At 66.8% G+C, this 17,130-nt stretch carries 18 protein-coding genes; 9 read left to right on the forward strand and 9 right to left on the reverse strand.

The window, feature by feature from the left end:
- The 6 genes from QQK25_RS09545 to QQK25_RS09570 form a co-directional block, all read right to left on the reverse strand.
- The coding region (locus QQK25_RS09545) for a septal ring lytic transglycosylase RlpA family protein (protein WP_284187711.1) at positions 1–701 on the reverse strand (701 nt) is incomplete at its 3' end.
- A 43-nt stretch (positions 702–744) separates the two neighbouring features.
- On the reverse strand, positions 745–1,887 hold the full coding sequence (gene rodA / locus QQK25_RS09550; protein WP_438696433.1) for a rod shape-determining protein RodA: 1,143 nt from the start codon (positions 1,885–1,887) through the stop codon (positions 745–747).
- Positions 1,880–3,784 carry a penicillin-binding protein 2 gene (gene mrdA / locus QQK25_RS09555; protein WP_153163649.1) on the reverse strand — a complete coding sequence of 635 codons (1,905 nt, stop codon included), beginning with the start codon at positions 3,782–3,784 and terminating at the stop codon, positions 1,880–1,882. Before mrdA ends, rodA begins: the two co-directional genes overlap by 8 nt.
- A gap of 81 nt (positions 3,785–3,865) precedes the next feature.
- Positions 3,866–4,387 (reverse strand): rod shape-determining protein MreD, encoded by a 522-nt coding sequence (gene mreD, locus QQK25_RS09560; protein WP_284187712.1) that lies wholly within the window; start codon positions 4,385–4,387, stop codon positions 3,866–3,868.
- Positions 4,388–4,390: 3 nt separating this feature from the next.
- Positions 4,391–5,308, reverse strand: a complete 918-nt coding sequence (mreC, locus tag QQK25_RS09565) for a rod shape-determining protein MreC (RefSeq protein ID WP_284187713.1) — start codon at positions 5,306–5,308, stop codon at positions 4,391–4,393.
- Positions 5,309–5,422: 114 nt separating this feature from the next.
- On the reverse strand, positions 5,423–6,466 hold the full coding sequence (locus QQK25_RS09570) for a rod shape-determining protein (RefSeq protein ID WP_153163646.1): 1,044 nt from the start codon (positions 6,464–6,466) through the stop codon (positions 5,423–5,425).
- Between the two features lie 108 nt (positions 6,467–6,574).
- Between QQK25_RS09570 and gatC the strand changes: the two genes are divergently transcribed.
- From gatC to gatB, 4 genes are all read left to right on the forward strand, one after another.
- The gene (gene gatC / locus QQK25_RS09575; protein WP_284187714.1) at positions 6,575–6,862 is read left to right on the forward strand and encodes an Asp-tRNA(Asn)/Glu-tRNA(Gln) amidotransferase subunit GatC; all 288 of its coding nucleotides are present in this window, start codon (positions 6,575–6,577) and stop codon (positions 6,860–6,862) included.
- A 63-nt stretch (positions 6,863–6,925) separates the two neighbouring features.
- Positions 6,926–8,377 carry an Asp-tRNA(Asn)/Glu-tRNA(Gln) amidotransferase subunit GatA gene (gatA, locus tag QQK25_RS09580; RefSeq protein ID WP_284187715.1) on the forward strand — a complete coding sequence of 484 codons (1,452 nt, stop codon included), beginning with the start codon at positions 6,926–6,928 and terminating at the stop codon, positions 8,375–8,377.
- Positions 8,378–8,385: 8 nt separating this feature from the next.
- Positions 8,386–8,898 (forward strand): hypothetical protein, encoded by a 513-nt coding sequence (locus QQK25_RS09585; protein ID WP_284187716.1) that lies wholly within the window; start codon positions 8,386–8,388, stop codon positions 8,896–8,898.
- A gap of 29 nt (positions 8,899–8,927) precedes the next feature.
- The gene (gene gatB / locus QQK25_RS09590) at positions 8,928–10,388 is read left to right on the forward strand and encodes an Asp-tRNA(Asn)/Glu-tRNA(Gln) amidotransferase subunit GatB (protein ID WP_284187717.1); all 1,461 of its coding nucleotides are present in this window, start codon (positions 8,928–8,930) and stop codon (positions 10,386–10,388) included.
- Positions 10,389–10,613: 225 nt separating this feature from the next.
- On the opposite strand, the gene QQK25_RS09595 is transcribed toward gatB, so the two are convergent.
- Positions 10,614–11,402 carry a hypothetical protein gene (locus QQK25_RS09595; protein ID WP_284187718.1) on the reverse strand — a complete coding sequence of 263 codons (789 nt, stop codon included), beginning with the start codon at positions 11,400–11,402 and terminating at the stop codon, positions 10,614–10,616.
- A gap of 177 nt (positions 11,403–11,579) precedes the next feature.
- On the opposite strand from QQK25_RS09595, the gene QQK25_RS09600 reads away from it, so the two are divergent.
- Positions 11,580–12,560: an alpha/beta hydrolase family protein gene (locus QQK25_RS09600; protein WP_284187719.1), complete on the forward strand. Its 981-nt coding sequence runs from the start codon at positions 11,580–11,582 to the stop codon at positions 12,558–12,560.
- Between the two features lie 76 nt (positions 12,561–12,636).
- On the opposite strand, the gene QQK25_RS09605 is transcribed toward QQK25_RS09600, so the two are convergent.
- On the reverse strand, positions 12,637–13,560 hold the full coding sequence (locus QQK25_RS09605; RefSeq protein ID WP_284187720.1) for a LysR substrate-binding domain-containing protein: 924 nt from the start codon (positions 13,558–13,560) through the stop codon (positions 12,637–12,639).
- 124 nt (positions 13,561–13,684) lie between these two features.
- Here QQK25_RS09605 and QQK25_RS09610 point away from each other — a divergent pair, with 124 nt between their 5' ends.
- Genes QQK25_RS09610 through QQK25_RS09620 form a run of 3 tightly spaced genes read left to right on the forward strand, consistent with a single transcriptional unit; the run spans position 13,685 to position 15,268 of the window.
- On the forward strand, positions 13,685–14,905 hold the full coding sequence (locus QQK25_RS09610) for an MFS transporter (protein WP_284187721.1): 1,221 nt from the start codon (positions 13,685–13,687) through the stop codon (positions 14,903–14,905).
- Positions 14,902–15,024: a hypothetical protein gene (locus QQK25_RS09615; RefSeq protein ID WP_284187722.1), complete on the forward strand. Its 123-nt coding sequence runs from the start codon at positions 14,902–14,904 to the stop codon at positions 15,022–15,024. Before QQK25_RS09610 ends, QQK25_RS09615 begins: the two co-directional genes overlap by 4 nt.
- 25 nt (positions 15,025–15,049) lie before the next feature.
- On the forward strand, positions 15,050–15,268 hold the full coding sequence (locus QQK25_RS09620; protein WP_284187723.1) for a hypothetical protein: 219 nt from the start codon (positions 15,050–15,052) through the stop codon (positions 15,266–15,268).
- A 320-nt stretch (positions 15,269–15,588) separates the two neighbouring features.
- Here the strand turns inward: QQK25_RS09620 and QQK25_RS09625 are convergent, their stop codons facing one another.
- Positions 15,589–16,056 carry a hypothetical protein gene (locus QQK25_RS09625; RefSeq protein WP_284187724.1) on the reverse strand — a complete coding sequence of 156 codons (468 nt, stop codon included), beginning with the start codon at positions 16,054–16,056 and terminating at the stop codon, positions 15,589–15,591.
- Positions 16,057–16,287: 231 nt separating this feature from the next.
- Here QQK25_RS09625 and QQK25_RS09630 point away from each other — a divergent pair, with 231 nt between their 5' ends.
- Entirely contained in the window at positions 16,288–17,118 is an 831-nt protein-coding gene (locus tag QQK25_RS09630) for a DUF2971 domain-containing protein (RefSeq protein ID WP_284187725.1), read from the forward strand.
- The last annotated feature ends 12 nt before the right edge of the window (positions 17,119–17,130 follow it).

A 17,130-nucleotide genomic window follows, 5' to 3' on the forward strand; every position in this document is an offset into this window, starting at 1 on the left:
GCGGGGGACGGACGCTCGGCGACCGCCACCGGCGCCTGGGGGGCCGGCGCCTTCGCGCGGCGGATCGGCGGCACCGGGCGGCCCGGCTGCACAAAAGCCACGTCCTCGGGCAGCACCAGGGCGATCTCGACCTGGGCATGGCCCTGGTCGGCGTAGCCCAGCTTGTAGGCCGCGGCGTAGGAGAGATCGATGATCCGGCCCGGATGGAAGGGGCCGCGATCGTTCACCCGCACCACCGCCGAGCGGCCGTTGGCCAGGTTGGTCACCCGCACGTAGCTGGGGATCGGCAGGCTCGGGTGAGCAGCGGTCATCGCGTACATGTCGTAGGTGTCGCCGCTGGACGTCTTGCGGCCGTGGAACATCTTGCCGTACCAGCTGGCGACGCCCTTTTCGAGGGTCAGGCCGGCGCCCGGCGCGATCGAGCCCTTGAGGGAGTAATCGCTTTTCTCGACGACAGGCGCCGCAGCGGCTTCTTCGGACTCGGCGGCCTGGGCGTCGACGGGCAGGCGATCATTCTTGAACACGCCGTCGGCAAAATGGAAGCGGGCACCGGGCTTGAGGCCGGTGAGGGCCGCGGCATCGCTGGTGGAGCTTGCAGACGCAACGGCAGGCGCACCCATGGCGGGAGCGGACAACACGAGGGCGCTACAAAGAAGCACCGGCAGCAGGCCGGCGCGACGGGAGATCGCTACAGGGGGCATGACACGTATTCCTGTTCGGGCGTGCGCCAGGGCGCACGCGGGTTCAGGCACCTACCCGACGCCGGTGACGCTGGATGCTCATGAGCATCCCGACACCAAGACAAAGGGTAACGAGTGCAGTGCCACCGTAACTGACAAAGGGCAACGGAACGCCCACCACGGGGAGGATTCCGCTCACCATCCCCATGTTCACAAACGCGTAGGTGAAGAAGATCAGCGTGAGCGCGCCAGCGAGAAGGCGCGAGAACAGGGTCGGGGCACCAGCGGCTATAAACAAACCGCGAAAAATCAGACAGATATAGAGTAACACCAGAATCACGGCGCCGGCAAGCCCGAATTCCTCGGTGAGCACCGCGAAGATGAAATCGGTATGTCGCTCGGGCAGGAAGTCCAGGTGGGTCTGGGTGCCGTGGCCCCAGCCCTTGCCGAGCACCCCGCCGGAGCCGATGGCGATGGTGGACTGGATGATGTGGAAGCCCTTGCCGAGGGGATCGGAGGTGGGATCAAGCAGGGTGCACACCCGGTGCTTCTGGTATTCGCGCATCCCGGGCCACTCGACATCCGGCTGGCAGATGGTGTCGCCCATCACCACGATGGCGGCGATGGCGGCGATGCCCACGACAGCCACCGGCAGGATCAGCCGCCAGGTGAGCCCCGCAAAGAACAGCACGTAGAAGCCCGCAGCCGCCACCAGCACCGCGGTGCCCAGGTCGGGCTGCTTGGCGATCAGCCCCACTGGCACCAGCAGCAGGGCGGCGGCGATGAAAAAATCGCGTACCCGCAGCGCACCCTCCCGCAGCTGGAAATACCAGGCGAGCATCAGCGGCATGGAGATCTTCATCAGCTCGGACGGCTGGATGCGCGCCACACCGATGTTGAGCCAGCGCCGGGCGCCCTTCGAGACATCGCCGAACAACGCCACCCCGATGAGCAGCAGCACCCCCAGCACGTAGAGCGGCAGCGCGATGCTCATCATCCGCTGGGGCGGGATGCTGGCGGCGATCCACATCACCACGAAGGCCACACCGACGTTGAGCGCCAGGGTGTCAAGGCGCTCCGGTGAGGCGCTGACCATCACCACCGTTGCAAAACCCAGAATGAGCACCACGATGGTGAGGAGCGCACCATCGAGGGGTGCCATCAGATAGCCCGGCCACTTGCGGGGGTCGAAGCGGGAATCAATCACCGGCGTTGTCTCCCGTCGTTCCCTCGGCGCCCGGGTATTCCGGCGCGATGCCGGCCGGCAGCTTGCCGAGGAGGTAGTAATCGAGCACCTGACGGGCGATCGGGGCGGCAGATTCGGCACCGAAGCCGCCGTTTTCCACCAGCACCGCCAGGGCGATGGTGGGCTTGTCGGCCGGGGCGAAGGCGATGAAGAGGGCGTGGTCGCGCAGACGCTCGGCGATCCGCGCGTTGTACTTTGCGCCCTTCAGGGAGAACACCTGGGCCGTGCCGGTCTTGCCGGCCGCCTGATAGGGCGCACCGGCGAAGGCGCGGGTGCCGGTGCCCTCGCGGTTCACCCCGACCATCGCCCGGCGGATGGTGTCCAGGTGGTCCTGGCGGATCGGGATGGTCTTGATCGGCTGGGGCTCGATCATCCGGCGCGAGCCGTCCTTGGCGCTCTCGATGTACTTGACCAGGTGGGGCTTGAACATCACCCCGCCCGCCGCCACCGTGGCCGTGGCGTGGGCCAGCTGCAGCATGGTGTAGGCGTTGTAGCCCTGGCCGATGCCGATGGAGATCGTCTCGCCGCCGAACCACTTCTGCTGCTCGGGCTTCTTGAAGCGGCGCTTCTTCCACTCGGGCGAAGGCAGCACGCCGGAGCTTTCGCCCTCGATGTCGATGCCGGTGCGGCTGCCAAAGCCAAACTGGGCCATCTGCGCGGCGATCAGGTCGATCCCCATGTCGTTGGCCAGCTTGTAGTAGTAGGTGTCGCAGGAATGCACGATGGACTTGTACATGTCCACCACCCCGTGGCCGCCCGCCTTGTCGTCGCGGAAGTGGTGGCCGCCGAAGTCGAAGTAGCCCGGATCGGAGATCGCCTGACCAGGGGTGCGCTTGCCGCTCATCAGCGCCGCCAGCGCCATGAAGGGCTTGAAGGTGGAGCCCGGCGGGTAGGCGCCGTTGAGGGCGCGGTTCACCATCGGGTGGTCGGGCGAGTTGTTGAGCTCGTCCCAGTCCTGCGGGGCGATGCCGTCCACGAACAGGTTGGGGTCGAAGGTCGGCACCGACACCAGCGCCAGCACGCCGCCGGTGCCCGGCTCGATGGCCACCAGCGCGCCGCGGCGGTTGCCAAAGGCCTTCTCGACGACTTCCTGCAGTTTTAGGTCAACGGTGAGCACCAGATTGTTGCCCGGCGTGGCCGGTGTGCGCCGCAGGGCCCGCACCGCGCGGCCGCCGGAATCCACCTCGACCTCCTCGTAGCCGGTCTGGCCGTGGAGCTCGCGCTCGTAGCTCTTCTCGAGCCCGGCCTTGCCGATGTGGTCGGTGCCGCGGTAGTTGGCGGAGTCGTCGTTCTCTTCGATGCGTTCGAGATCGCGGTCGTTGATCCGCCCGATGTAGCCGATGATGTGCGAGCCGAAGGCGCCCATCGGGTAGTCGCGGAACAGCCGCGCCTTGAGCTCGACGCCCGGGAAGCGGTAGCGCTGGGCGATGAAGCGGGCGACTTCCTCGTCGGTGAGGCGGTTGCGGATCGGCAGCGACTCGAAGCTCTTGGATTCGTCCATCAGCTTCTTGAGGCGCTTGCGGTCCTTGGGCTGGATGTCGACGAGTTTGGAGAGCGCCTCGATGGTCTGCTCCAGATCCGCCACCCGCGACGGGGTGATTTCGAGCGTGTAGGCCGAGTAGTTGCGGGCCAGCACGGTGCCGTTGCGGTCGACGATGAGGCCGCGGTTGGGCACGATGGGCACCAGCGAGATCCGGTTGTCTTCGGCGCGGGTGGAGTAGTAGTCGTAGCGCACCACCTGCAGGTAGAAGAAGCGCGCGGCCAGCAGCCCGAAGCACACCAGCGCCACCGCGCCGGCCACCGCCAGGCGGGCGCGGAAACGGCCGAGTTCCTGCTCGGGCGTGCGGATCGAGGTCATCGGGCAGCCCCCACGACCACGACGCAGGCGCGCCCAGCGGCAGGCATCAGCGAATCCTTGCCCTTCACGCCCCGGCCCTCACTAGATCGGCCGATTCTCATCCCGCTCCACCGGCTGGTACTGGGGCAGCAGCAGGACGTAGTGCAGGGGAATCCACAGCAGGGCGGCCACGAAGCAGCCGAAGAACATCCACCAGCCGGGAAACTCGGCCCCGGCCAGCAGGCGCACGACCACCATCACCACCTGCGACATGAACAGCAGCGGCAGCACGTGGAGCGCCTGCTCGACCGGCGTGAACCACAGCACCCGCCGCGACAGCTCGTTGGCCGCATAGGCCAGCAGCACGTAGGAAAACGCGTGCTGCCCCATCGCCGCGCCGACGCCGATGTCGGTGAGCAGGCCAAACACGAAGCCGGCACCGATGCCGATCTTGAGCGGCTCGCGCACGCACCAGAAGGCCAGCACCAGGGCCACAAAGTCGGGCACCGCCGGCAGATGGCCGGTGGGGATGTAGTTGAGGAACAGCGCGATGAAGAGGGTCAGATACACAAACCACATCTTCACCGGGAGCAGGATGCGGCTCGAACGGTTGGTCGGTTGCATGGCTTACTCCTTCGCGGCCTTGGCCTTGCGACCCTTGCCGCCCTTGCCCTTGTTGATGACTTCGGGCTCCGGCGGGCGGGGCGGCAGGCTTTCGCGGTGACCCAGCACCAGCACGTGGCTGAACTGCTCGACGCCGGCGGCGGGCAAACAGGGGATGCGGGCGAAGGTCTGGGCCTGATCGCGCTCGACCCGCGCCACTGTCGCCACCGGCAGACCCGCCAGGAAGACGCCATCGAGCCCCGAGGTGACCACCTTGTCACCCGGCTGCACGTCGGCATTGGCGGCCAGGTAGCGCAGCTCCATCAGGCCATTGCCGGAGCCGAACAGCACGGCCCGCAGGCCGCTGCGCACGATGGTCACCGGGATCGCCTGATCCTTGTCGGTGAGCAGCGTGAGTTCGGACTGCATCGGGAAGACCCGGGTGATCTGGCCGATCACGCCCACGTCGTCCACCACCGCCTGACCCGGCTCGACGCCCGCCTGGGCGCCCTTGTCGAGGATCACCTTGCGGGAGAACGGATCCTTGGCCGTGTACATGATCTCGGCCACCACGGATTTCACCGGCTGGCGCTCGCGGGCATCCAGCAGGGCGCGCAGGTGGCGGTTCTCCTGCTCGATCTGGTCGAGGCGCAGCAGGCGCTCGGCACCCTGGAGCTGCTTGCTCTTCAACTCCTTGTTCTCGATCTGCAGGCGCACCAGGGAGGCGAAGTAGTTGGAGGCGTTGCGCACGAAATCCGCCGGCGTGGCGGCCGCCATCTGCAAGGGATAGGCGAGCACCGACAGGCCCTGGCGGAAGGCGTCGAGGTAGCGCAGGTTGAGGTCGGAGACCAGCAGCGCCAGCGAGACGGTCACGAAGAACACGAGCTTGGCCAGCGGCGCAGGCCCGCGTTTGAAGAAGGGAGGAGGCGAATGGCCGACCATCGAGGGATGTTCAGGTGGCGCGGTAAACGACTGCGCCCGGGACAAGCCCGGGCAGGCGACGCACGCGGAGGAACGAGAGGTTCACCGCGGGCGCCCTGTCGCAGCCGACGCGTCTTACTCGCTGGTGAAGATGGAGCCGAGCTGGTCCATCTTTTCGAGGGCCATGCCCGAGCCGCGCACCACGCAGGTCAGCGGGTCGTCGGCAACGATCACCGGCAGGCCGGTTTCTTCCATCAGCAGACGATCGAGGTCGCGCAGCAGCGCGCCGCCGCCGGTGAGCACCATGCCACGCTCGGCGATGTCGGCGCCCAGCTCGGGCGGGGTCTGCTCGAGCGCGATCTTGACCGCGGAGACGATCTGGTTGAGCGGCTCGGTCAGCGCTTCGAGGATCTCGTTGGACGAGATGGTGAAGGCGCGCGGGATGCCCTCGGCCAAGTTGCGGCCCTTGACTTCCATCTCCTTGACCTCGGAACCCGGGAAGGCCGAGCCGATTTCCTTCTTGATGGATTCGGCGGTGGTTTCGCCGATCAGCATGCCGTAGTTGCGGCGGATGTAATTGACGATGGCTTCGTCGAACTTGTCGCCGCCGACGCGGATCGAGCCGGCATACACCATGCCGCCCAGGGAGATCACGCCCACTTCGGTGGTGCCGCCGCCGATATCGACGACCATCGAGCCGGTCGCGTCGGCCACCGGCATGCCGGCACCGATCGCCGCGGCCATCGGCTCTTCGATCAGGTAAACGTTGCTGGCACCGGCGCCGAGGGCGGATTCGCGGATCGCGCGGCGCTCGACCTGGGTCGAACCACAGGGCACGCAGATGATGATGCGCGGGCTGGGCGAGAACAGGCGGGTGTCGTGAACCTTCTTGATGAACTGCTTGAGCATCTGCTCGGTCACGGTGAAGTCGGCGATCACGCCGTCCTTCATCGGACGGATGGCAGTGATGTTGCCCGGCGTCTTGCCCAGCATCTGCTTGGCGGACATCCCCACGGCGAGGATGGTTTTCTTGGCGTTCGGGCCGCCTTCGGTGCGAATCGCCACCACGGACGGTTCATCGAGAACGATGCCCTTGCCGCGCACGTAGATCAGGGTGTTGGCGGTGCCAAGGTCGATGGCGAGATCGTTCGAAAAGTAAGAGCGCAGAGAACCAAACATCGGAGAAAAATCCCGGAAAAAGCCGTTGGAGGGGTTGGGAATTGGGGCAACAGAATCGCTTATGATAACCTACAAACCTTTGTCGTTTAAGCAACTTTGTAAATTGCCATGACACTTTCCGCCGACGAAGTCCGCCACATCGCCAAGCTCGCCCGCATTGAACTCGCCGATGGCGATCTTGCCGCCACCCAGGCCAAACTCAACGGTATCTTCGGCCTGATCGAGGAAATGCAGGCGGTGAACACCGACGGGGTCGAGCCCATGAGCCATCCCCAGGAGCTCGCCCAGCGCCTGCGCGCTGACGCCGTCAGCGAGACCGACCGCCGCGACGCCTACCAGGCCATCGCGCCCCAGACCGAAGCCGGGCTGTACCTGGTGCCCAAGGTCATCGAGTAAGCCGCCACCCATCCCGATTCCCGCGACCAGCCCCGGCTGCCGCCTCACTTCGCACCCCGCACCATGATCGACTCCAGCCTCAAGGACATCGCCGCCGCCCTTCGCGCGAAGCGCGTCTCCGCCGTCGAACTCGCCACCGAAAGCCTCGCCCGCATCGAGGCCGGCAACGGGCGCATCAACGCCTTCGTCACCACCTGCCGCGACAGCGCCCTGCAAGCCGCTGCCGAGGCCGACGCGCGCATCGCCGCCGGCAGCGCAGGCCCGCTCACCGGCATTCCGCTGGCCCACAAGGATGTGTTCTGCACCGAAGGCGTGCTCACCACCTGCGGCTCGAAGATGCTCGCCAACTTCGTCTCGCCCTACGACGCCCACGTGGTCACCCTGCTCAAGCAGGCCGGCGCGGTGATGGTCGGCAAGACCAACATGGACGAGTTCGCAATGGGCTCCTCCAACGAGAACTCCCACTCCGGCCCCACCCGCAACCCGTGGAACCTCGACTGCGTGCCCGGCGGCTCGTCCGGCGGCTCGGCGGCAGCGATCGCGGCCCGCATGGTGCCCATCGCCACCGGCACCGACACCGGCGGCTCGGTGCGCCAGCCCGCCTCGTTCTGCGGCGTCACCGGCATCAAGCCCACCTACGGCACCGTGTCGCGCTACGGCATGATCGCCTACGCCTCGTCGCTGGATCAGGGCGGCGCCTTCGCCCGCACGGCCGAAGACTGCGCGCTGCTGCTCTCCGCGATGACCGGCCACGATCCGCGGGATTCCACCAGCCTCGAGCGCGACGCCGATGACTACAGCCGTGACCTGGACAAGCCCCTCGCCGGCCTGCGCATCGGCCTGCCGAAAGAGTTCTTCGCCGACGGCATGGACGACGACGTGCGCGCCGCGGTGGATGCCGCCCTCGCCGAATACCGCAAGCTCGGCGCCACCACCGTCGAGGTGAGCCTGCCCAACGCCCGCCTGGCGATCCCCGCCTACTACGTGATCGCCCCGGCCGAAGCCAGCTCCAACCTCAGCCGCTTCGACGGCGTGCGCTACGGCCACCGCGCCGCCGAGTACACCGACCTCAACGACATGTACTGCAAGAGCCGCGCCCAGGGCTTCGGCGCCGAGGTCAAGCGACGCATCCTGGTGGGCACCTACGTGCTCTCCCACGGCTACTACGACGCCTACTACATCAAGGCGCAAAAGCTGCGCCGCCTGATCGCCAACGACTTCGCCGCCGCCTTCCAGCAGTGCGACGTGATCGCCGGTCCCACCGCGCCAACCACCGCCTACGCGCTGGGCGCCAAGACCGACGATCCGGTGCAGATGTACCTCGGCGACATCTACACCGTGGCCGTCAACCTCGCCGGTCTGCCCGGCCTGTCGCACCCCGCCGGCTTCGGCAAGAGCGGCCTGCCGGTAGGCCTGCAGCTGATCGGCAACTACTTCGGCGAAGCCCGCCTGCTGGGCGTCGCCCACCAGTTCCAGCAAGCCACCGACTGGCACGCCCGGGCACCGCAGGCCTGAAACCCGCGATGAAGCTGATCCAGCGCACGCTTCTCGCCGTGGTGCTCGCCGCCCTCGCCGGCTGCGGCACCCTCGACCTGCCGTCCATCGGCCGCCCCGCCGACAGCGGCGGCGCGGGGGGCGGCATCGTCGAGCGACCCGCCATGGGCGCCAGCGGCAAGCTCAAGCCGATGCCCCTGCGCACCTTCTCGGTGAGCACCCAATGCAAGTTCAAGGACGAAGCCGGCAACTTCGGCAGCGCCACCGTCGACGTCGTCAACTCCAAGGTCAATGCCTTCAAGGCCGAAGTGACGATGCCCAAGCGCGGCACCTGCCGCTACGACCTCGCCCAGTTCCGCCAGACCCAGGCCCTGCCCTCCGTCGAACTCGCCGGCGCACGGGACTGCCGAATCCACATGTGGGAACAGGGCGAGCAGATCACCGTCGCCTTTGCCAACTGCCATAACCTGTGCAGCCCGGCCAGCGCCAACGACTACGTGTGGCCGCTCCTGATCGACAAGAGCACCGGCCACTGCGACTGAACGAACGACACCAAATCTAGAGAGCCACCATGAGCAGAACCGACTGGGAAGTCGTCATCGGGCTGGAAGTTCACTCCCAGCTCAACACCCAATCCAAGATCTTCTCCGGCGCCAGCATCGCGTTTGGCGCCGAACCCAACGTGCAGGCCTGCGCGGTGGATATCGCCCTGCCCGGCGTGCTGCCGGTGCTCAACAAGGGCGCCGTCGAGCGGGCGATCCGCTTCGGCCTCGCGGTGGGCGCCACCGTGTCGCCCAAGAGCATCTTCGCCCGCAAGAACTACTTCTACCCGGATCTCCCCAAGGGCTACCAGATCAGCCAGTTCGAGCTCCCCGTCGTCCAGGGCGGCCACCTCGACCTGCTGGTGCCGGACGGCAAGGGCGGCCACTACGAGAAGCGCGTCAATCTCACCCGCGCCCACCTTGAAGAAGACGCCGGCAAGAGCCTCCACGAAGACTTCCACGGCATGACCGGCATCGACCTCAACCGCGCCGGCACGCCGCTCCTCGAGATCGTCTCCGAGCCCGACATGCGCTCGTCGGCCGAGGCCGTGGCCTACGCCAAGGCGCTGCACGCCCTGGTGCGCTGGATCGACATCTGTGACGGCAACATGCAGGAAGGCTCCTTCCGCTGCGACGCCAACGTCTCGGTGCGCCCCCGCGGCCAGGCCGAGTTCGGCACCCGCCGCGAGATCAAGAACCTCAACAGCTTCCGCTTCCTGCAGCAGGCCATCGACTACGAGATCCAGTGGCAGATCGACCTCATCGAGGACGGCGGCAAGGTCCAGCAGGCCACCGTGCTGTTCGACCCGGACACCGGCGAAACCCGCGCCATGCGCAGCAAGGAAGACGCCCACGACTACCGCTACTTCCCCGATCCCGACCTGCTGCCGCTGGTCATCGGCGCCGACTGGATCGACCGCGTGAAGGGCGAGATGCCCGAGCTGCCCGCCGCCCTGTCGGCCCGCTTCCAGGGCGAATACGGTCTCTCCGCCTACGACGCCACCACGCTCACCGCCAGCCGCGAGACCGCCCAGTTCTACGTGGATGCCGTCGCCGCCGCCGGCGCCGCCAACGCCAAGACCTGCGCCAACTGGGTGATGGGCGACCTCGCCGCGCGCCTCAACAAGGCCGAGCTCGACATCACCGCCAGCCCGGTGAGCGCCACGCAACTCGCCGGCCTCGTCGCCCGCATCGCCGACAACACCATCTCCAACGCCATCGCGAAAAAGGTGTTTGAGGCGCTGTGGAACAAGGAAGGCGAATCCGCCGACGCGATCATCGAAGCGCAAGGCCTCAAGCAGGTCACCGACACCGGCGCCATCGAGGCGATCATCGACGAAGTACTGGCCGCCAACCAGAAGTCGGTCGAGGAATTCCGCGCCGGCAAGGAAAAAGCCTTCAACGCGCTGGTCGGCCAATGCATGAAGGCCAGCAAGGGCAAGGCCAACCCGGCGCAGGTGAATGAGTTGTTGAAGAAGAAGCTGGGGTAATTCCCTTTCGGCCCGTCAGCTACCTGCCGAGGCCTTGGCTCCCCTCGACCCCGGCCTTGCGCCGGGGTTTGTTTTTTCGGCTTCGATTGGCAGGGATTGGCGGGGGCGAGTCCCGGCCAACCCCTGCCAACCGAAGCCACCCTGTAGGTCGGACTTCAGTCCGACATCACGGCCGCACAAACCTCGGTTTGTCGGACTGAAGTCCGACCTACAGCACACAAAACCTCACCCCTCAAAATACGGCAGCAACGCCTTCGCCGCCTCGATCCGATGATCCGCGCTCGCTCCCGGATCATTCATCACCGCCATCAGAAAACTCTTCGGATCGACAAATCCACTCCCCACCGCCAACCCGATGTGCGGCGCCGAACCGGGCACGGCGGGCGGTTCCATCACCAGCCCAGCCACCGGGCCGATCGGGGCAGGCACCACGGGGCCGCCGGGTTCGAGCACCGTCATCGCCCGCCCAAAATCCGCCGCACCGATCGACTTGAAGCCGGCCAGCAGATCGGCCTGACGTTCGGGGCTCGGGGCCATGTCGAGCCAGGTCTCGTCGGCGAACATGCCGCCCATCGCCGGGTCGATGAAGGCCGTCCAGCGGCCGTCGCCCGCCGCCTGGGCCGGGGCGAGGGGCACCAGCCGCGCCGACGACGACGGCAGCAGGCTCACCAGCGCCGCCGGCACGACGGCCAGGAAACGCGACTGCAGGCCGGCGAGGAAGGCCTCGGCCCGCTCCAGCGGCACCGGGTCGGCCAGCGAGAACCACACCCGGAAGCCCGCGCTGCCCGCCACCGACACCGCCGGCGCGGGCAGTTCCAGTTCATTCACCACGCCTTCGCACAGGGCCGCCACCGGGGCCCAGCCGGCTGCCGGGGCGATGCCGATCACCATCGTCCACACCCGCGCGTCCGGGCTCACCAGATCGAGGGCGAAGCCCGTCTCGGGCAGCGGGTCGGGCAGATCCTGCCCCGGGCGGCCAAACAGGCGCTGCAGTTCGGCAATCAGGGAATGCATGTTCATCCTCCTTCAGGAACACATCGACGGGGCGCAATTTACAAGCGCGCCCCGGGCTTGCAAAGGCCGCCGGCCGCATTCTTTGGCCGCATGCAAGCCATGCAGACGAATCGTTTGAAGCCACCGGGGCCAACCCCTACCATTTCTTCCATCGAATCAACGCCCCCGGGCAGCCCCATGGACCCGAACACGCCATCGGCCCAGCCGATCTCCTTCACCGCCAGCGACGGCTACCTGCTGCGCGGCTTCTGTTGGCGCCACCCGGATGCCGACGCCCGCCGGCCGGTGGTCATCATCAACCCCGCCACCTCGGTGCGCTGCCGCTATTACGCGCGCTTCGCGGCCTTCCTGCACCGCCACGGCTTTGACGTGCTGAGCTACGACTACCGGGGCATCGGCGAATCCCGCCCGGCGCGGATGCGCCACTTCGAGGCCGGCTGGATCGACTGGGGCCGGCTCGATTTTGAGGCCGCGCTGCAGTACGCCTTCGCGCAGTTTCCCGGCCAGCCGGTGCAGGTGGTGGCCCACAGCGTGGGCGGCTTTCTGATCGGGCTGGCCGAATCCAGCCACCGGGTGTCGCGGGTGTTCAGCATGGGCGCCCAGTACGCCTACTGGCGCGACTACGCCCCCGCCCGCCGGGCCGGGCTGCTCTTCAAGTGGCACGTGGTGATGCCGGCCCTCACCGCCGTCTTCGGCTACTTTCCCGGCGGCAGGCTGGGCTGGCTGGAGGACACGCCCAAGGGCGTGGTGCACGACTGGACCGCCCGCCATCCCCGCTTCGAGGACATCTGGCGCAGCGGCGGCGCCCGCGTGCTGCCCGACGCCGAGCGCGACGAGCTCGTCCGCCGCTTCGCCGCCGTGCGCGCCGACACCCTCGCCGTGAGCGTGTCCGACGACGAGTTCGGCACCACTTCGGCCATCCAGCGCCTGCTCGGCTACTACCGCAGCAGCCCGCGCACCCACCTGCACCTGCGCCCGGACGCCATCGGGCAGACGGCCATCGGCCACTTCGCGTTCTTCCACAGCCGCTTCGAGCACGACCTGTGGAAGATCCCCCTCGAATGGCTCCGCCACGGCCGCCTGCCGCCTGCGCCGAAGGGCGAGGTGGTCGCGCTCAGAGCCGAAGCGCCAGGCGAGCCCATCCCCAAACCCGCCTGATCAACGCTCCTGTAGGTCGGACTTCAGTCCGACATCGCGGGTTGATCGGGCAGGGATTGTCGGACTGAAGTCCGACCTACAGGGTCTCCTCCAGCGCCCCCGCCGCCGCTTCTTCCCGAATCCACTCAACCACCGCCGCCACCTCGGGCCGCATCGCCTCCTCGGCGCGCAGCAGCCAGAAGGCGTGCTCGGGGTGCGGACCGGGGCGGGGAATGGCCAGCCGAACCAGCCGGCCGTCGGCCAGCATCGGTGACACCAGCGGCAGCCGGCCCAGCGCGATGCCCTGGCCGGCCACCGCCGCGTGGACCAGCTGGTCATACACGTTGAAGCGCAGCACGCCCCGGGGCTTGACACCCTCCCAGCCGAAGCGCGCCAGCCATTCGCTCCACTGCAGCCACGGCCGGAAGGGGCCGTCGAACTCCAGCAGTACCTGTCCCGCCAGCACCTCGGGCGAATCCAGCGCGGTGAGGCCCAGCGACGGGTGCGCCACCGGCACGATGGATTCCTCCAGCAGCAGCTCGGCGCCTTCCGGCATGGCGCCCGGCGCGCCGTAGCGGATCGCCAGGTCGATGCCCTCGGCCTTCAGGTCCACCGCCCGGCTGTTGGCCGACACCCGCACTTCGATCTCCGGGTGGCGCGCCAGAAAGTTGCCCAGCCGCGGCATCAGCCACAGCCCGGTGAGGCCCATGGTCGAGGTGATCGTCACCATGCGCCGGCCGGTGGGGCCTTTCAGCTCGCCCACCACGTCCTGCAGCTGCTGCACCGCGCTATCGGCGCTGCGGAACAGGCGCTCGCCCTCGGGCGTGAAGGCGATGGAACGGTGCCCGCGCACCAGCAGCTTGATGCCCAGGGCCTCCTCCAGCCCGTGGATCTGCCGGCTCACCGCCGACTGGGTGAGGCACAGATCCTGGGCCGCGAGGGTGATGCTCATCCGCCGCCCCACCGCCACAAAACCGCGGACGAGATCCAGTGAGGGGAGCCGAACAAGGGGCGCTGACATTCCGATTCCTCATCCCAGTTGATCAAAAAACTCGTTTGAGCCGCAGGCAGCGCCCCGCTTTAATCAAGGCACGGCGCGAAGCACGCGCCATTGTGGATTCATCAACGGAATGCGAGCAAGCACCATGACCGATCACCCCAAGCCCGGGCCCGCGTGGCTCGCCAACCCCTGGCTCATCGTCGTCGCCGGCGGCCTCATCATGGGGATGGGCCTCGGCGTGCGGCACGCCCAGGGCATCTTCCAGCTGCCGATCATCCTCGACCAAGGCTGGTCGCGGGAGGCCTTCGGCTTCGCCATCGCCCTGCAGAACCTCATCTGGGGCATCGCCCAGCCCTTCACCGGGATGATCGCCGACCGCTTCGGCTCGCGCCGGGTGCTGGCCGGCGGGCTGCTGTGCTACGCGGCGGGCCTGTTGGCGATGTCCCAGGCCGGAAGCCCCGCCGCCTTCACCCTGTCGGCCGGGCTGGTGGTGGGCGTGGCCCTGTCGGGCACCGCCTTCGGGGTGGTGTACGGGGCGATCAGCCGCCTGATGCCGGCCGAGCGGCGCAGCTGGGCGCTGGGCGTGACCGGCGCCATCGGCGGGCTGGGGCAGTTCGTGCTGGTGCCGGCCTCGCAAGGGCTGATCGAAGGGCTCGGCTGGGCCGGCGCGCTGGTGGCGCTGGGGATCGCCTGCGCGGTGCTGCTCCCCTGCGCCGTTCCGCTCCATGATCGGCCCGCCGCCCACGCCGCCCGCCAGAGCCTCTCCGCCGCCCTGCGCGAGGCCTTCGCCCACCGGGGTTTCCTGCTGCTGGTGGCGGGCTTCTTCGCCTGCGGCTTCCAGCTCGCCTTCATCGCCTCGCACCTGCCGGCCTACCTCATCGACAAGGGCCTCACCGGCAACCATGCGGTGGCCGGGCTGGCGATCATCGCGCTGGCCAACGTGGCCGGCACCTATGTGTGCGGCTGGCTGGGCGGCATGGCCCGGCGCAAGCAGCTCCTCGCCGGCATCTACCTGCTGCGCGCCGCCGCGATGGCCGCCTTCGTACTGCTGCCCATCAGCCCGGCCAGCCTGTACGTGTTCTGCGCGGTGATGGGCTTCATCTGGCTCGGCACCGTACCGCTGACCAGCGGCATCGTGTCGCAAGTCTTTGGGGTGCAGTACATCACCACCCTGTTCGGCTTCGTGTTCTTCGGCCACCAACTGGGCGCCTTCTTTGGCGTGTGGCTGGGCGGCTACGTGTTCGACGCCACCGGCTCCTACAGCCTGATCTGGCTGGTCAGCATCGGGCTGGGGGTCGTCGCCGCCCTGCTCCACTGGCCCATCGACGACCGCGAGATCGTCCGCCCCGCGGTGGCCACGCCATGAAGCTGCTGCCCATCGTCACCGCCCTGCTCCTCGCCGCGGTGATCGCCGCGGCCTGGTCGGGCTGGACCAACCCGGCCCACGTGCTGAACCTCGTCGCCGGGCTGGCCTTCTGCCAGTAGGCAGCGCCCAACCGGAGGAATCGCCATGAAAGCCCTGCACCCCACCCACGCCGCTGTCAGCCTGCCGGCCGCGGGCTTCCTCACCCACTGGCTCAACACCCTGCGCGCCTGCCTCCACCGCCGGCCCACCGACGACTACCCCCTCACCCCCGCGGCGCTCGCCGACATGGGGCTGAACGAATCCGACCTGATGGCGATCCGCAGCGGGTTGTTTGAGGGGGACGGGACGCGGCGGGGGCGGTGAAGCCTGCGCGGGAGCCTTGCGCTCCCGGTTCAGACCTTTTTGCTCCCGGTCGGGAGCAGTGCGCTCCCGGGTCGGACGAATTTGCTCCCGACTGGGCGCTTTTTGCTCCGGGGTGGGAGCAATCTGCTCCCGGTTGAGACCTTTTTTCTCCCGGTTGGGAGCTTTTTGCTCCGAACTGGGAGCTCAATCGTCCAACCCGGGAGCAAAAAGGTCCCAACCGGAGCGGCCGAGCTCCCAACCCGCCTGAGCCCCTCCATGACCGGCCCACCAAACAAAACGGGCGGGGAGGCCCCCGCCCGTCATCCCCGCCGGCACCGCCATCAGGCGGCCGGGCTGTCCTTGGACTTGCGCTTGCCCGGGCGCCGCACCAGCATCGCGTCCTGCAGCATCGTCAGGCTCTCGTCCTTGCCGAACATCTGCATCAGCCCGTAGCCCTTCGAGGCAGCCACCATCACATCACTGCCCAGCGCCATCAGCGTGTCGTCCAGCCTGGCGACCGCATCGTGCAGGCGCACCGCACGGGGGCGCAGCACGTCGAAAGACGCCAGATCGGACACCATCTCGTCGAGCGGGAAGGTGGCGGGCAGCATGTCGCGGTTCTGCCCCAGCAGCATCGCCGCCTGACGACAGAACTGCTCCGACTTGTCCCCCATCTTCGACAAACCCTTCGCCTCCTCCGCCGTGAGCGACAGCAGCGGCTTCACGAACGTCTCGATCACCGCCAGCGCAGCATCGAACTCGGCGACGTCGTCAGCGGAAAGGTCGAGGGAAATGAGGTTCTGGGTCATGGTCTGGAATCCTTCGTACAAATGATTTAAAGAACTGCTCAGCAGGTTCAGGTGTTCATCAGTGCAATTTGTAAGCGAGGGTAGATATTACACAAAAATTCTATTGGTATATACATTTCAGCTACAAAGACAGAACGATGACCGCCCCGGAAAATTGGCAACTACGCTAATGATGTATGCTGCCGACACGACCCCGCACTGCTGCTCGCTTCTCAAAATACGTTAGTCGCCATGCCGCTCTACAAGTACGTCCACCCGGATCGAACAGACATCCTGCGCGATCAGACGATCCGCTTCTCACCGCGATCCGCACTCAATGATCCTTTCGAGCTCGCACCTCATATTTCTGGGCTGAGCACCCCACAGGAGATTGCCCAGCTAGCGGATCAACTCGTGCCTGAGACCGTTGAGGAGATCATTGAGAAACTCGGCAACGCTCCGGAAATCAGAGAAACGGTAATCGCGTATGTCAATAGCCGGATGCCTTACGTCAAGCTCCAGACCGAGATCATTAGCGCCCTCGCTACGCCTATTTTCAAGAAACACTTTGAGAGCGGATTTCTTGACAGCATCGGCGTGCTCTGCCTTTCCGAACATCCGGACAACCTGCTCATGTGGGCGCATTACGGCGATGCCCATAGGGGATTTGTCATCGAGTTCGACGAACGATCCCCATTCTTCAATCAACAGCTGTCACCTGATGATGAACTGCGGCATCTTCGCAAGGTGCTTTACAGCGACGAACGCCCGTCCTTGACGCTCTCTCAAGTTGATAACTTTGCGCCTTTCCTCACTAAGGGGAACGCATGGTCATACGAAGCCGAATGGCGAATCATGCTTCCGCTGACCTCTGCATCGCGAACCCTTGAAGTCGGTTCAGAGCAAATTCACCTGTTCCGTTTTCCAGCGAACAGCATCGTCAGAATCATCTTTGGATGCAGGATGCCGGCAGCCCAAAAGGCGAAAATTCGGGATTTGATAGCGCAGAGCCCCAAGTTGAACCATATTCAGTTCGCCGAAGCCGCGATTGATCACAAGCACTACCGAGTCAATATCGCCTGATTAATACAATCG

The organism is Zoogloea oryzae (assembly GCF_030161255.1).
In the GTDB taxonomy this organism is placed as follows: domain Bacteria; phylum Pseudomonadota; class Gammaproteobacteria; order Burkholderiales; family Rhodocyclaceae; genus Zoogloea; species Zoogloea oryzae.